14 protein-coding genes are annotated in these 15495 nt (G+C 36.3%); all 14 read right to left on the bottom strand.

Annotation, left to right across the window (positions count from 1 at the left end; all coding sequences use genetic code 11):
• Positions 1 to 52 precede the first annotated feature (52 nt).
• Entirely contained in the window at positions 53 to 1654 is a 1602-nt protein-coding gene (locus I6N90_RS09505) for an RNA polymerase sigma factor (RefSeq protein ID WP_197935278.1), read from the bottom strand.
• A gap of 120 nt (positions 1655 to 1774) precedes the next feature.
• Positions 1775 to 2530, bottom strand: a complete 756-nt coding sequence (locus tag I6N90_RS09510; RefSeq protein WP_197935279.1) for a DUF4097 family beta strand repeat-containing protein — start codon at positions 2528 to 2530, stop codon at positions 1775 to 1777.
• Complete coding sequence (locus I6N90_RS09515; protein ID WP_197935280.1) at positions 2530 to 3234, bottom strand: ABC transporter permease; 705 nt, start codon at positions 3232 to 3234, stop codon at positions 2530 to 2532. The genes I6N90_RS09510 and I6N90_RS09515 overlap by 1 nt, the downstream gene beginning before the upstream one ends.
• Positions 3227 to 4150 carry an ABC transporter ATP-binding protein gene (locus I6N90_RS09520; RefSeq protein WP_197935281.1) on the bottom strand — a complete coding sequence of 308 codons (924 nt, stop codon included), beginning with the start codon at positions 4148 to 4150 and terminating at the stop codon, positions 3227 to 3229. Before I6N90_RS09520 ends, I6N90_RS09515 begins: the two co-directional genes overlap by 8 nt.
• 226 nt (positions 4151 to 4376) lie before the next feature.
• Entirely contained in the window at positions 4377 to 5141 is a 765-nt protein-coding gene (locus tag I6N90_RS09525) for a response regulator transcription factor (protein WP_197935282.1), read from the bottom strand.
• Positions 5141 to 6487: a sensor histidine kinase gene (locus I6N90_RS09530; protein WP_232242824.1), complete on the bottom strand. Its 1347-nt coding sequence runs from the start codon at positions 6485 to 6487 to the stop codon at positions 5141 to 5143. Before I6N90_RS09530 ends, I6N90_RS09525 begins: the two co-directional genes overlap by 1 nt.
• A gap of 157 nt (positions 6488 to 6644) precedes the next feature.
• A complete protein-coding gene (locus I6N90_RS09535; protein WP_197935284.1) occupies positions 6645 to 8117 on the bottom strand; it encodes a VanZ family protein in 1473 nt (490 codons plus the stop codon).
• Positions 8118 to 8434: 317 nt separating this feature from the next.
• On the bottom strand, positions 8435 to 8989 hold the full coding sequence (locus I6N90_RS09540; protein ID WP_197935285.1) for a hypothetical protein: 555 nt from the start codon (positions 8987 to 8989) through the stop codon (positions 8435 to 8437).
• Positions 8990 to 9328: 339 nt separating this feature from the next.
• Positions 9329 to 10141, bottom strand: a complete 813-nt coding sequence (gene spo0A / locus I6N90_RS09545; protein ID WP_197935286.1) for a sporulation transcription factor Spo0A — start codon at positions 10139 to 10141, stop codon at positions 9329 to 9331.
• A 255-nt stretch (positions 10142 to 10396) separates the two neighbouring features.
• Positions 10397 to 11725, bottom strand: a complete 1329-nt coding sequence (spoIVB, locus tag I6N90_RS09550; protein ID WP_197935287.1) for a SpoIVB peptidase — start codon at positions 11723 to 11725, stop codon at positions 10397 to 10399.
• Between the two features lie 123 nt (positions 11726 to 11848).
• Entirely contained in the window at positions 11849 to 13561 is a 1713-nt protein-coding gene (recN, locus tag I6N90_RS09555) for a DNA repair protein RecN (protein WP_197935288.1), read from the bottom strand.
• A 15-nt stretch (positions 13562 to 13576) separates the two neighbouring features.
• Positions 13577 to 14029, bottom strand: coding sequence for a transcriptional regulator AhrC/ArgR (ahrC, locus tag I6N90_RS09560; protein ID WP_197935289.1), 453 nt, complete (start codon positions 14027 to 14029; stop codon positions 13577 to 13579).
• A gap of 19 nt (positions 14030 to 14048) precedes the next feature.
• A complete protein-coding gene (locus I6N90_RS09565) occupies positions 14049 to 14534 on the bottom strand; it encodes a hypothetical protein (RefSeq protein ID WP_232242826.1) in 486 nt (161 codons plus the stop codon).
• A gap of 125 nt (positions 14535 to 14659) precedes the next feature.
• Positions 14660 to 15490, bottom strand: coding sequence for a TlyA family RNA methyltransferase (locus I6N90_RS09570; RefSeq protein ID WP_197935290.1), 831 nt, complete (start codon positions 15488 to 15490; stop codon positions 14660 to 14662).
• Between the last annotated feature and the right edge of the window lie 5 nt (positions 15491 to 15495).

Genomic DNA, 15495 nt, shown 5'->3' on the forward strand with positions numbered 1-15495 from the left:
TTTGTTAGGACTTTGCTCCTCACCTGTATAGATGCCAAAAGCATGAAACGTCTTACAACAATTTTAACAACTCTTCCAATTTAACTATTCCTTGATGTTCCTGTGCTTGTGCCGCCTCCAAAAGAACGATTGCTTCTTCTTTTATTTCAGGTAAATCTGGCTTTCCACCGTGAGGAAATGGAAATATTTTTTTTAGTTGCTGAAAAATAGTTACGACCTTTTCATACTCCTCAACTGCTTGACCTATTACTAGATCTATTTGAACCGCATTAGGTTTTAACTGCTTGATCCGCTCCTTCATCTCTTTTAAAAACTGTGCAGCGAAATATCTGCTATTCGATGTACTCCATATCATAAATGCATTTTCGAACGGCATAACTAAACCATTTTCGAAATGAGAAATCCAAGTGTCATAAGCTTCTAGCCCATAGGAGTACTTCCTGTTCCTCATTTCTTCTTTACCTTGTGAATGTTCGATAATAGATTTAATTGCCTCTTTATACGATCCAGACTCAGCGACAGACGAAACAGCTCCTAACGTCAGTACAAATAATTTGGAACTCCAGCCTAATCCTAATTCCTCATAAGGGATTGTTTTGGCATCGAATAACCCTATCATATGAAAGTGACGTTTCTTATCATCATAGCCATGAATAAGTCCAAAATATTGGCTCCGAATGCCCCAAACGATAACAGGTTGACCCTTATCAAGAGCGTCTTGTACGAACCCATAAGCTTCAATAATTAAATCATTGGAGGGATAAACTTTCATTCCATCCCCTAAACTTCTTACAGAATATCCTAACCGATTAAGACCTTTTCGAAAAACAGAAGGCCAATGAAAAGAAGCAGTAGTAACTGAGTTTAGTCCGCTTCGTTTTATTTGTAATCTGAACGATAATCCTGTAAGTCCCATTATTTCCTCTATAGAAATGTTCGATTTATTCGTAAATTGAGTAGCGCACAGTACACATAACGCAAATGAATCCCAAATTTCTCCGAAATAAACATAATTAACTTCTAGCTTATTGTGTGTGTAAGTTATTCCTTGATTTGAACGATCCTTTAAATATCTTGTTAAATTTAAGTGGTAGTAAAGGGACTGTAGCTTACGTCGTGATCGCGAAATGGTTGTGTAAACATTGGTAGTAGTTGTGGACAGCAAGTGAGCTATTTCATTTGGACTATAGTCCATAAGTGAATGTGCTTCGAATATCGATCGTTCTTTCGTACTTAAGCTATACAGTAAGCGATGTAGCGTTTCAGTAGATTCTATTCGAAGAGCTGATTCTAAAGGACTTTCTTCAATTTCTTTCGAATAATTCCCATTCATATATGCAGAGAAAGGTTTTTCCTTCGCGTATGGTCCTCCACACCTCATCATCATCAATGCATGATTGCAAACGATTCGCTTTAACCAACTTAGAAACTTTTCCGATTGTTGCAGCGTTCCTAATTGGAGAAAAGCCCGGATAAGAGATTCTTGAGCCGCATCCTCAGCCAGATGCATATCTTTTGTAATGGAATATGCCCATCCCAGCACTTTGTTTCGATGACGGAAAACAAGTTCATTAAAGGCATCCCTCTCGCCAAATTGAACAAGTTGCACCAACTCATTATCCGAATATAAATGGCATTGAAGTGTAGCGCTCAACTAGACCCGCCCCTTTTTTACATCCTTTTCCAATCAATAAAAGCATATCATATCTGTTTTTTATTTAATATGTTAATGATTCTCGTTAATTGATACTTTTCAAAGGGATTAGTATCAATTTTATTTTATGACTATCGTTCCCGACTTACTTTTAACACTTAGATTTTTCTCACCAGCACCTATCATTCCACTTATCGATTTATTTGTTTTTACTGTAGTTAAGAGATTAGCTAAGCTAACATTAGTGTCTCCTTTATTATTTTGTATTTCTACATTCAAACTGGATGGTGTTGTTAGAAAATCCACTTGAACATCGCCTGTAACTGTTTCTATGGTAATGTGTCTATTATCATTTGCCCTCTTTAAAACAATTTCGCCATTTATTGAAGTAACGTTTAAATCTGCTTTAACTTGATCCATTTTGATATAACCCATTTTATTATCAATACTTAGCTTCTCAGTTGCTAACGATTGAATAAGTAGATCACCATCTTTATTTATAATGTCTACTTGATCCACTGTATCTTTTGGAATGAGGATTGAAATGGTTCCTTCCTTAGCAAACGTGAAAGCAGATAGGGCTCCGCCAATTTGTTTATGCTGTTCAATAGTCAATGTTTTGTCTCTATTTGCAACCACAACAGGAACTTTTGTCTTATCCTTCTGCTTACCAAACACGACTACATGTACTTTATTGTCTTTTGATTCCTTCACCTCAATATTCCATGAACCATTAGTAATTTCAATTTTTTGAACTTCTACTACTGGGAATTGTTCTTTTATCTCAAACTTTTTTGAACCTACTTGCGAAGTAATGTAGATAACTACTGACAGACAACATATAATGACTACTAGAATCCATTTATTTGATTTCATTACGCCACATCTATCCTATCAATTTTTCGATACGAAAGATAAGCAATGAATAAACCAAGAAAACATAAAACGGTTGGTATAGTCATAATGTCAAAAATAGAAACTGAACGACTACCATCCGAAACCATTGCATTTAATAAAACGCCTATAATTACTGAACATGTGATAGTTGTCGCTGTAGACTTTTTGCGCATGCCGAAAAACAAAGCAATTAGACTTAAACCCGCTGTCATAGCTGATGCTATTAATATTGATGGAATGGTAATGAATAACACACTAATAGTTACAGGAGTTTCGAAAAATTTCACAATCGGGTTTAATAATACCGTAAATAGTTCAATCGCTATGGTTGAAAGAGCCACACCGAAGAAACAGAAACCAAATATGATCATTAGTTTCGCTTGAATCACTTTTTTTCGTTGTATCGGATATGTAAATAACTGCTGAATGGTTTTACTTTTATATTCTTCAATAATTAGTCTGGAAATAAGTATCCCTGAGAAAACAACAAAAGTAATACGAATAAAAATATTAACGAGTGACATAAAAGATGTAATATCTATAAACATAGGATCATGATGAGATTTTGACATTAGCGCCATCCCTGACACCATACCAAAAACAATAATCATTGTAATTAAAGCCTTTACAACATAACCTGTTAGATTGGTTTTCTCAAATTCTAATTTGATTAATTTAAACATGTTTTGAACCTCCATTAATAATGTTAAGGAAATACTCTTCTAAATTAGATTTCTTCGTTTCAATACTGTTCACTACGATGTCGTTTAATACTAACGCTTTATTTATCGATGCTTGAGTCACATCTTGTTCGTAAATCCGTATCGTTTCTAAATCGATGAGTTGATGGTCTAGGATGTTTAAAGTATCTTTTAATACAACTGAAGCCAACTTGCTATTAGCCACTTTTATTTCAATATAATGAACATTTTCTTTTCGTATATCAGCCATCTTAACTTCCTTTAATAAAGTTCCATCATTAATAATTCCAATTGTATCCGCAATCGATTCAATCTCCGAAACAATATGACTAGATACTAATATCGTTAATCCGCACTCATTCTTTAACTTTAATAAAAGCATCCGAATATCTTTTATGCCTACTGGATCTAAACCGTTAATTGGCTCATCCAAAATTAATACTTTAGGTTCAGTAATAATTGCTCTAGCTAATCCGAGACGTTGTTTCATTCCTAATGAAAATTCATTTATTTTTTTATTTCCTACCCCTCTTAATCCTACAGTTTCTAACACCTCTTCAATTCGATTGGCACCTGAATAGCCAACATATTTACAATGTAGCTTTAAATTTTGAACTGCTGTAAGCCGTTCATAAAAAATTGGATATTCAATAATGCTGCCTACATTCTCTAAATACTGATAAGAATTACGAGTCACAGCTTGATTGAGTATAAAGATTTGACCAGATGTTGGCTTCACCAAATTTAGAATCATTTTCATAATCGTTGTTTTTCCCGCACCATTTGGCCCTAAGAAGCCATAAATTTCCCCTTTTTCGATTCGCATCGATACATTTGAAACAATTTCGATGCCTTTATACGTTTTTGATAATTGATTGATTTGGATCATTGTTTTCATTATTGATCGCTCCTTTTGTTAACAGGTGTGTTTATATGTTCTGGCTGTACCAAAAGCATATCCCTATTATTAAACAATTGAGATAGTAGTATCGCCAACAGTACTTTAACCTTCATAAACGGTACTTTTTGCAACGTTCCACTAACATTAAAAACAACTAAAAAAAGAAGTGCTAGTAGCCATCTATGCGATAGCTTCTAGCACTTCATATGCAACATTATTTATCTTAATTAGAATCCTTAATTAGTTCTTTCCGACTTAAAGCTTCTAACTTTGTTATCATTTCCTTTTGCAATCTTCTTGAAACTAAACAACTTTCGTCATGGTCAAATAACACTAGTTTATTCTTTTTATCAATAGATCTAACGTTCGCTAAGTTAACTACAAATGCTCTATGGCATCTAAAAAGCCGATCATCATATTGTTCAATTTCTTTTAATTCAGCATAAAAACCAATTACTTTTGATTTGGTTTTTAATCTTATTTTATGCGCAATTTCTATCGTCTCAAAATATAATATATCTGAAAAAGGAATTTGAAAACTGGCGTATTTATTCTCAAAAGAAAAGTTATCTTTACATACTGGTATTGTGCGATGCTTGTCGGCAATTAATAAACATTGTTCAACCTTTAAAATAAATTGTTCTTCTGCCAAATCTTTTTCAATAAAATCTAATGCAGCTACACGATATGCAAATGTTGTAGGAGCTAACTCGGAATGTGTCGTAACAAAAACTATAGTACCATAAGGATCTTTTTTTCTTATTTCCTTAGCTACAGACAATCCTTTATGTGCTTCATTATTGATTTCCAAGTCTAGAAAATAAATGTGATGATTGGCTGTAAGATCTATCTGTGCTAATAAATGATCCGGCTTTGCTGTCGAAAATAAACTTTTGTAACGAATTTGATGCTTTAATGTTAAAAACTTAACAATCCGTTCTAAACGTTGCTGTTGAAAGAGGTTATCTTCTAATATAAATATGTTCATTACTGTTCTCCAGTCTTTCTTATTCGTAATGTCTGAGAGAATATGTTTGATTGATCCTCTGTTTCTATTGAAACAAACTTATTTTGTTTGAGTATTTGCTGTACGATATATAATCCTAAGCCACGTCCATTACCTTTCGTTGAATAACCTCTTTCATCTAACCGTCGTAAATTGACATTCCCATTACTACTATTTTGAATTTTAATTAATTGAATAGCTGCGTCTTCCAAAATCACTATGTAAATCTTTGACTGTTCCGTCGTTGCAGCTGCTTCAATTGCATTATCTAATAAAATAGAAAGGATTCTCGTAAAAGAAATCATGTCCATTTGAATCTTAAGTATTGGTTCTTCTATTTCCAACGAAACATCAATTTTCAATTGCTCCGCCTTTAACATTTTGGCTGCCAAAATACTTTTGACTTCTGACACATGAAGATTACGTAATTTAATAAAACTATAATCATTGTTGCGTATCAATTGCCTTGTTGGCTTTACCGTTTTTTCATAAACATCTTTAACTTGCACCCAATCTTCCCTATTGATGCCATCCTCTAAAGTCAACAGAATATTGGCATAATCATGACGAAATCCTTTAAACTCATCATATATATTTTCAAGTTGTGTAGTATAATCCTTCAACTGTATCAATTGTTCATTTTTGGACTTTTCAATTTCTCTTTTCCGCTGTTGATAGTATTGAAAGTGAATATAGAGTAAAGCGATAATAAATAACAACCACATACTTACAAGCAATGTATTCTGATAAGAACTATGCTGACCTTTTGTATTGCCTATTGATAATATCGGATACACTGAAAGAATTATTATAATTAATAATACGATAGCTGGTAACAAAATAACTTTACTGGATTCTTGCAAAATTACTTTATTGAGTTGTGGAAAATAGTGACGAACCATTCTAAGTCCTATTTCATTGATAATTGGTGGTGCTATAGCTGTAATTAGATACGGAAGATAATCTATATTGGCTGTGGATTGTTTAAACATAAATGAAACTAACCATGTAATTGGTTCTGATACAAGATAACCCAAAAAAGAATTCATAACCAAAGCATATGCTCCGTAAAAAACACCTAATGTAGTCATCGTTCCATTGTTTTTAACATAGGACATAAAAATTAAACAAAAAAATAAAATAATAGCTCCCCATATCCCAATAAAATAGGTGGACACAAATCCGATCGTTAAAAATATGGCTAGCCACATTGATATTTCTTTAATTGTAAACGGGTAGCGTGAAATGGATCGAAAAATAAAAAAGAAGCTTACAATTTGAATAGCAATAATAAATTGATACATTATTTCCACCACTTTTAACATCATTTTCTATTTCTTATCGATTATTTTAAAATCAGCAGTAACTTTAATAATTAATTATACACAAATTTCTTAATGGTGTTCAAAAAAAATACCATTCCTATAATGGCTTTGAGAGCCAATAAAGAAATGGTATCCGTATATACTAGAGAGTTATATTTTATTAAAGCTTATCTTTTTTTTCTTGAGCAAGCTTGTTCTTAAGCTTCTCTAGTTCAATCTCTACTTGCTTCGAATGATCATCACATTGTTGTTCATGTAATTCAGGTACAGAATGATTGAATCGAGCTTCATCATTTTGGATTTGCTCTGGTTGTGATTCAATTTCCAGTTGATCAACCTTGTTCTCGTTGTCCTCTATATGAGCAGGTATTGAGGAATGATTATTTCTTTCAGCTTCAATCAACGATTTTATTGTGTCACCTTCTGATAATACAAATGAAGTAGAATCATTTTCTACACTGACATCCTGCGCTGAAAGATTAGTTACAACATTACGTGTGCCACTAATCCGCTCATAGAACAAACGTTTTTCTCCTTTAATCATATTCCACAAAATATGAATCGCAAATACTAACAAAATTATGATGATAACTACTCGTATTGCATATACAGCTTCAATTGGAATATCTCCATAATCGGATATATAGACTAATAAATTTATCGTTCCAAAAACACCGAAGTAAAGTTGCAAATAACGTTTAAGTAGTCCAGTCCATGTTATGAACTTGTTTGAGTCACGTCGTGCATCCTCCACTACATGAATTCGTGTAATCCATTTACCAAGTGTTCGACCACCGAATAGGGCTGGTATTACTACGAAATAAATAATTACTGCTATACCTGATGATAGCATAAAAAACGCAGATTCATTTGGTGTTGCACCTAACGTAATTGAGCTTGTTCCATATAACACGATTGATAATAATCCCGAAATAATCATCAGTACAAACAAATCAACTACGAAAGAAATTCCGCGTCTTATGAAGCCAACCTTTACTTCATTAAGATTTATTTTCTCATCCAATTTATCTGATCGAGGCAAGAAATAATATAGTATAGGTGCTATTAAATATCCGACTACAACACCACTCGTATTCAAGATAAGATCATCAACATCGAATAATCGATAAGGACAAGCGTACAAACCATAAAGACCTGTTACTTGAGATATCTCATAAAATAAAGATACTAGGAGCGCAGATAAGACTGTTCCTAAAAATTTGAATCTAAAATAATAGCGCAAATAAATACCTAGTGGAATCATTAAAATAATATTAAATATGACCTGTAAAAATGAACGTTCTTTTAGTAGTGCAACATACGATGAAAATTGATTCCATGCAAAATTCGTTTCTCTAGTAATATCATTTACAAACGAAAAAGGCTTTAATTGCATATAGGACCATATTGAGCCGTAATCCGTACAATTATGAAGTATCTTTGGTAAAGGTAGTATAACGAGATAATAAGCAACAATGGAATAGAGCAACAAAGAGTAAAGAATAACTGAACGCAGTTTGTTCACATAGCCATATTTCCGATATTGCATAATCAAATACGGAATCGTTAATGCCAGTGCTAACAATGGAAATGTAATAATTGCCTGCTTTATAGGTATAAGATAATGATTCATGTTGCTTGTTAACCTTCCCTCTTCAAAAATCAAATCCGTTCAAAAAACCGTAATTACATTTTACCATAGCTATGACAAATCAATTCTAACAATAATGTAAGGTTTACTATTAAAAAAGTTAGTTTACTAAACTATAGGTTAAAGTAATATGGTCAATATTGGCTCGTTATACATTTATCATGTTGACCAATAATAAAAAGCTCTGTATGTAGCCAAATCGGCATGTACAGAGCTTCCAATTGATTTACAACATAGCGTTCAGGTTATGGGATTGGCAAGATGAATAAGATAGCGAAAGTTGTGCTATAGCTTGCTACTTACAGTTTCTTAAGAGTAAATGTAGAACCTATATAATTTATAATCACCCAGCCACTAGGTACAGGAGAACCTATTAGAGCTGTGACTGTTGCTCCTGACGGTGCCCCATTTAGATTTTTAATCCACACTACACTATCCGTTCTGTTTATCATCACCCAGCCGTTTGGAAGCGGCGAGATGGGTACAATTGTGTAAGTTTCACCATAACCTGCTCCGTTTGCATTTTTGAGTGTAAGCCAACTACTTGTTTGATTAATAATAACCCAACCGCTTGGAATCGCTGAACCCGGCAAAGCGACGGTAGTTGCGCCTGTTGTTGCCCCGATCAAGCACTTGGCAGTTATTGTGCCGCCGATATTATTTACAATGATCCATCCAGTTGGCAACGTCGTACCAACGGGTACCGATGTGGTCACACCGTAACTAGTACAATTAAACGTCGTTAAACTTACGGAAGCTTCTGTAATAGGTGGGGACACACTTACATTTATCCATAAAGAAAAGTTCAACAGCAATGCGAGCAATATTACCCTTGATATTCCCTTTTTAATCATCCGTTTGTCATTCCTTTCTTGTTTCTATTCAGAAGATTATAGTTTAGTATTTTATTCCACAGATTACCATGAGTCAACGGAAGAATTATTATTTTCACTTTCAATATCAGCATAAAAACTGGATTGTTCCAAGTGCAGAAAGTATAAAATTGTCTTACTGGAACTCTAAATCAGTCATAAAAAAATACCGTCTCTTTATTGGATCATAAAATCCAATAAAGAGACGGTATCAGTTGGTTTTAAAAACAGTTATATATCGGTTTTAACACCATATACTCCGCTATTTATAGTCAAATGGTTTTACGGATTGAATCCTCTCAATCCGCAATACTACTTCGTTCAACTAACCTTATGCTCAATACGCAGCTTATCTGCAACCATCGCGATGAATTCTGAGTTTGTAGGTTTCGACTTGCTGATGTTGATTGTGTAGCCAAACAGGTGTGAGATGCTGTCGATATTACCGCGCGTCCAAGCTACTTCAATAGCATGACGGATTGCACATTCTACGCGAGAAGGTGTCGTTTTGAACTTCTCTGCAATAGCCGGATACAACGTTTTCGTAATTGCACCAAGTATCTCAATATTGTTGTATACCATTGTTATTGCTTCGCGCAAATATTGGTATCCTTTAATATGAGCGGGTACACCGATTTCATGAATGATGCTAGTAATGTTTGCATCTAAGTTTTTCCCTTTAGCTAAAGGTACAACGTTAGACTTAATGGTTGTTGTTCCTGTGCTGTAGCTTGCAGTTGAGGAGAATGTCGTATTACCAACAAGTTGACGAATACGATTAGCCAATATATCCATATCAAATGGTTTCAATATGTAATAGGAGGCGCCTAATTGAACTGCTTTTTGCGTAATATTTTCTTGGCCGAAAGCAGTTAACATAATAATCTTTGGCATTGGCGACAAATTCATTTCTTTTAATCGTTCCAATACACCTAGGCCATCCAAGTGAGGCATAATAATATCAAGGATCAACACATCTGGTATGTTTCTTGTGTGCTCCAGATGTCTTATTACCTCTTCACCGTTATACGCAACACCACTAACATTCATATCACTTTGTTCTGATATGTATTCCGATAACAAGTTTGTAAATTCTCTGTTGTCGTCTGCTAACAATACTTCGATCTTATGCAAAGTCTAATCCTCCTCTAAATGATATTTATGTCATCGTTCATTTGCTGTCTGACTAAAGTTTTCGACACTCGCCATGGAATTCCTTCTGTCGAAAATCTTTTTTCTTTATTTTTTTGGAAGAATTCGATATAATAAATAATTTATTGCATGAACCGTACTTTTTCGGGTTCCTTCGACAAAATCCAATCAAATTGAGAATAAAAAGGAAACGTCTCCTGCAGTATAATTAATCCGCAGAAGACGCCTTAATCTTTCTTATGCAGCTTCACCACCACGTTTAGATGATGATTTCAACAACACTCCAGCATCCTGTAGCATCCATTCGATGAAACATCCATAACCAGATGACGGATCATTCACAAATACATGCGTGACGGCTCCAACTAGTTTTCCATCTTGTAGTATGGGACTTCCGGACATGCCTTGCACAATTCCACCGGTCTTATTAATTAAGCGCTTATCAGTAATTTTGATTACCATACCTTTTGTTGCTGGCCCAGATTGTTTAGAAACATGGACAATTTCGATGTTGAATCGCTCCACTTTTTGCCCATTAACGACAGTTAATATTTGTGCAGGCCCTTCTTTAACATCTTCTGCAAAAGCAACAGGCAACGACTTCTCGCTATAACTATGTGTAGGAGCTTCGTTCATCTTCCCAAATATTCCGAAAGGGGTATTCCGTTCAATATTACCCAATATTTTTCCTTCTTTGACGAACTGAGCTCTTTTTTCACCTGGCTCGCCAGTTTGACTTTTGTTTATAGAAATAACATTGGACTGCAATATTTGCCCTTCTCCTACTTCAATTGGCGTTTGAGTATCCATATCCGTTATGACGTGTCCTAGTGCCCCGTAAACGCCCTGATCTGGGGCATAGAACGTTAACGTGCCAACCCCTGCTGCTGAGTCCCTTATATAGAGGCCTAGCCTCCAAGCACGATCATCTGCATCGTACACAGGGCTTAGTTTCGTTCGATTTAGCTGGCCTCCGCGCTTATACGTTACTTGCAATGGCTGCTTGTCATTACCGAACTTTTCGCAATGCTCCCCAACCCTGTGCACTTCATTAATAGGTACGTCATTAATGCTCATAATCAAATCACCCATCTTAAGTCCAGCTGCTTCACCAGGCGATTGCTTCGCACCGTCTCGATCCATAACCTGATGATGTCCAACAACTAAAATTCCAGCTGACTTAACCTTGACCCCAATCGTCTGCCCTCCTGGTATTACACGAAGATCAGGAACGACATTAACTTTAATCGTCTTGAAAGGAATTTTACCAAATAATTTCACTTTCATGTTGGTTTGACCGCTTTGATTCGGTTGCAGTGAAAATGGTTCGTTCAAATTAACGGATAAGGACTGCTCGGATGATCCGTTAATTTGTAGCATCTGAGGATCTACCGTTACCTCCGCATGTACGGGTACTCCATATTGCAGTCGTTTCATTTGTCCAGAGAATAAACGTAGTTCATTCGGAAATGCGGCAAATTGCTGAAACGGGGTGGAGAAACCAACCGTACATACGAAGATAACAAGAACCAGTCCAAACCATCGCTTCCGTTGATTGGAGTTCAATGATTTCACGCTCCTTGTCATTCCATCGCATGACGAAAAAGGATTAATCGCCAATGGCGTACCTTTAAGTTACCCTTCGTCTCAGCTTTTATGTCCACAAAAACATTCCCTGAATGCCTACCTTTACGCCCCCTTCAGTCCATGTGCCAAATCAAGCATTTCCTGTGCATGATGCCTTGTTTTTTCCGTTATTTCCACACCACCGAGCATTCGCGCAAGCTCATCAATTCGAGCTTCATTAATGAGTTGATTCACCGAAGTAGAAGTTCGCTCTCCAATGACTTGTTTTCTTATTTCATAATGATGATCGGACATACAAGCAACTTGTGGTAAATGTGTAATGGAAAACACTTGACACTTTGCTGCAAGTCTAGACAATTTTTCCGCAATTGCTTGTGCAGCCCGTCCACTTACACCTGTATCCACTTCATCAAATATTAAAACCGGAATTTGATCGATTTCCGCAAATATACTTTTTAGTGCTAACATGATCCGAGACATTTCTCCACCGGAAGCAATTTTGTTTAACGGTTTGAGTGGTTCACCTGGATTTGTAGATAACATAAATGTAGCTGCATCGAATCCGTTAGCATTAAGCACTTTTCTTATAGAAGCAAGATCATCCTCTAACGGTCGATCTAATTGAACTTGAAATCTTGCAGCTGGCATTTGCAACTGCTTGAGCTCCTGCTCAATTGACTGAGACAGTCGTGTAGAAGCATGCAATCGCAACTGAGACAATTCTTTTGCAAGTTCAGCTACATACATAAATCTTTCTTCTTCTAGTTTGCGCAAACCTTCAAGCAATTCATCCCTATTTTCAATCTTGTCGCGCTCAGACGTCGTCTTTTCTAAATAAGCTAATATATCTGGGATTGTTTCTCCGTATTTGCGCTTTAGGCCATTAATTAAATCTAAACGATCTTCGACGTATGACAGTTCCTCTGGGTTCGTTTCGATCCCATCACGATAGTCGCGAAGCTGAAACACTGCATCCTCCGCTTGATAAAATGCTGATTGTAATTGCTCAAGTAGTGGTCCCAGTACCTCAGGATCGTAATTTTGAATATCATTCAACTTTGATATTGCTTTACTGAAGACATCAAGTCCTTTGCCACCAGACATAAGCGTATAAGCTTCTGATACTGCATCTATACGCTTCTCTGCATAAGTTAACAATCGGCGTTGCTCCATTAATTGTTCATCTTCTAACGGCTTTAACGCAGCGTTTGAAATCTCTTCAATCTGGAAGCGATACAAATCAAGCATTTGTACATTGTGACGAGTAGAATCTTCAAGTTCTCTTAGTGAACTACGGGCTTGCTGCAATTGATCATATGCATTTTTGTATTGTTGTTTACGTTCCAGTAAAAGATCTCCGCCAAACATGTCGAGCCATTCCAAATGTTGCTCGGTCCGAAGTAACGATTGATGTTCGTGCTGTCCATGAATATTAACTAGACATTCACCAATCTCTTTAAGCATTGATATCGTAACAAGTTGTCCATTTACTCGACTACTGCTTTTCCCATGTGATGACAACTCACGTTTAATCACTAACATTTCCTCAGTACTATACTGCACCCCAAGTCGATCAAGCTGCTTCCATACTGGATGTGTCGCAGGTAGATCGAACATAGCTTCCATCTCAGCTCTTTCGCAACCATATCTAACCATGTCTGCGGAACCTCTCCCACCGACAACTAAACTCAGAGCGTCAATTATGATTGATTTACCTGCTCCTGTTTCTCCTGTTAACACATGAAATCCATGATGAAATGTAACGTTAACTTCTTCAACAACCGCTAAATTCCGGATAGATAGCTCGCGCAGCATGGCCGGGTCCCCTTCCTAATTCATAACTGCAAGCAATCGCTCAACGATTTGCTCGCTCTGTTCTTTAGTTCTACAAATAATAAGTATAGTATCGTCACCACAAATGGTTCCCATTACTTCTGACCACTCCATATTGTCGATAAGTCCACCTATCGCATTAGCAGTTCCTGGAAGGCATTTCAAAACAACTAAATTGTCCGAGAAGTCGATATGCGTAAAATGATCCAGCATCGCTCTTTTTAGCTTATGTATCGGATTTTGACGCTGTTGCTCCATCGGCATTGAATAGACATATCTTCCTTCAGTTACTGGTACTTTAACTAACATAAGTTCCTTAATATCTCTAGAAACTGTTGCTTGAGTTACTTGCATACCCGAATTGCGTAATGCCTCAACTAGATCTTCCTGCGTTTCAATTTCCCCACCCATAATGATTTCTCTAATTTTAAACTGTCTCATACTTTTCATATGGAACCTCCATGGATTGTTAATCGCCTAGTTGAAATGTAATTTTTCGAATGATTCCTTCTTTTGCATCTACAAACAACACACCTGAGCTCTCTGGGAGCAATAAAGAATAGACCAATAATTTGTCCCTAACTCCGCTAGCCGTCCAATCGATCGGCATACGTTCACGAGCAGTTTTTACTACATATGTGCAGTCATCTTTCTCTGCTATATAATCAATATACATTCTAGTACCATTACCTAATGGCACATCATTTAACTCAATAGGTATCGGAATAACATGTTTACCGGAGGAGACGGTGTAACCTGATCGCTCAAGTAACGAGACATTCTCATCATTAGATGAGATAGCTCCTCCCTTACCTAACTTTATCCGATTGACACTTATAGGAGAGTGAAGCCAGCGGTAGAAAGCACGATAGGCCCATACAGCAAGCAACACACCTGCAACCAGCATAATAAACCAATCTCCGTACTGTTCGATTGCTAACACCTCATTCACCATTGGATATACAATGAAAGCGAACGTTTGTTTGGTATAAGTTTATCAAATAAAGGACATGCCTGTAAAGTAAAAAAAGATGCCTTACAGTTATAAAACTGATCGGCACCCTTCCTGGTTGCATGTATTTATTTTGTTACTTTGAAAGTTCCATTAGCTTCCTCTACCAGCTTGCGTAATTCGGACTGTTCTGGTACACCCTTATTAGGATCATTCATCCACAGCCAATAAGCAAGAAATTCAATATTTCCTTCCCCACCTGTAATCGGTGAGAAAGTTATGTTTTGCAAAACATAACCTAGTTCTGATGCCATGTGAAGTACATTCTCAAGTACTTCCACATGTACATTAGCATCCCTAACGACACCTGACTTACCTACTTTTTCTCTTCCAGCTTCAAATTGCGGTTTAATTAAGGCAACTATTCCCGAACCTTCAGCTAATAAAGTAGACAATGTAGGCAGAATCAATTTTAACGAAATGAATGAAACGTCAATACTTGCAAAAGTTGCGGGTGGCCCTTCCAACTGTTCCGGTTGCAAATATCGGAAATTAGTTCTTTCCATAACATTAACTTTCTCATGTTGTCTTAGCGACCAATCCAATTGATTGTACCCTACATCTATTGCGTATACATAATTTGCACCATTTTGAAGTGCACAGTCTGTAAAACCGCCAGTAGAAGCTCCAATGTCGAGCATGACTCTTTCTTTTAGATCGATGTCGAACTCACGTATTGCTTTTTCTAGCTTTAGGCCACCACGGCTAACATAAGGATGGATTGCACCTTTAACTTTAATATCAGCTAGACGCGGCACTTTCATACCGCTCTTATCAACTGGTTCATTGTCAACAAGGACAAGCCCTGCCATCAACGCTTTTTTGGCCTTCTCCCTGCTATCGAAGAAGCCAAGCTCCACAAGCAGCACATCTATTCGTTCTTTCTGAGTGGTTGTCATGATTC

The organism is Paenibacillus sp. GSMTC-2017, assembly GCF_016019935.1.
Taxonomy (GTDB): Bacteria; Bacillota; Bacilli; order Paenibacillales; family Paenibacillaceae; genus Pristimantibacillus.

Bases quoted from the DNA above. Each gene is read 5' to 3' on its own strand.
- I6N90_RS09510 (WP_197935279.1), bottom strand. From the start codon at position 2,530: ATGAAATCAAATAAATGGATTCTAGTAGTCATTATATGTTGTCTGTCA.
- I6N90_RS09515 (WP_197935280.1), bottom strand. From the start codon at position 3,234: ATGTTTAAATTAATCAAATTAGAATTTGAGAAAACCAATCTAACAGGT.
- I6N90_RS09520 (WP_197935281.1), bottom strand. From the start codon at position 4,150: ATGAAAACAATGATCCAAATCAATCAATTATCAAAAACGTATAAAGGC.
- I6N90_RS09525 (WP_197935282.1), bottom strand. From the start codon at position 5,141: ATGAACATATTTATATTAGAAGATAACCTCTTTCAACAGCAACGTTTA.
- I6N90_RS09530 (WP_232242824.1), bottom strand. From the start codon at position 6,487: ATGATGTTAAAAGTGGTGGAAATAATGTATCAATTTATTATTGCTATT.
- I6N90_RS09535 (WP_197935284.1), bottom strand. From the start codon at position 8,117: ATGAATCATTATCTTATACCTATAAAGCAGGCAATTATTACATTTCCA.
- I6N90_RS09540 (WP_197935285.1), bottom strand. From the start codon at position 8,989: ATGATTAAAAAGGGAATATCAAGGGTAATATTGCTCGCATTGCTGTTG.
- recN (WP_197935288.1), bottom strand. From the start codon at position 13,561: ATGCTGCGCGAGCTATCTATCCGGAATTTAGCGGTTGTTGAAGAAGTT.
- ahrC (WP_197935289.1), bottom strand. From the start codon at position 14,029: ATGAAAAGTATGAGACAGTTTAAAATTAGAGAAATCATTATGGGTGGG.
- I6N90_RS09565 (WP_232242826.1), bottom strand. From the start codon at position 14,534: ATGGTGAATGAGGTGTTAGCAATCGAACAGTACGGAGATTGGTTTATT.
- I6N90_RS09570 (WP_197935290.1), bottom strand. From the start codon at position 15,490: ATGACAACCACTCAGAAAGAACGAATAGATGTGCTGCTTGTGGAGCTT.